The sequence below is a fragment of the Achromobacter sp. SIMBA_011 genome (assembly GCF_046535435.1).
Classification (GTDB): domain Bacteria; phylum Pseudomonadota; class Gammaproteobacteria; order Burkholderiales; family Burkholderiaceae_B; genus Achromobacter; species Achromobacter dolens.
In genome coordinates this window covers 1-235 of sequence record NZ_JAWRWN010001250.1, presented here as the reverse complement: position 1 = coordinate 235, position 235 = coordinate 1, and the positions used below count along the sequence as shown (strand labels likewise).

The window sequence follows — 235 nt, the reverse complement described above, 5'->3', positions numbered from 1 at the left end:
CAATAAAGATTACTGAGCGATTCTAATTGAGATTGCAACAGATCATCTATCTCCTTCAGGTTCAGCTTTGCCAAATATGGTGAAATAACCTGATTTGGATAAATCGGATCATTTCCTTGCGCGAAGCATGAAAACGTTTGCGAGGCCGGCGGGAGACGGTTTACGGGTGCGTATGCGGCGGTCCGGGCCGCCGCGCGTTGGGGCCGGACCATGGACACACTGAGGAATTCGATGG

General features: G+C 51.1%; 1 protein-coding gene. It reads right to left on the bottom strand.

Annotated features, from left to right (window positions below; translation table 11 throughout):
• Nucleotides 1-235: hypothetical protein (locus tag SB816_RS35060; RefSeq protein ID WP_410548631.1), on the bottom strand; the 235-nt coding region annotated here is incomplete at both ends.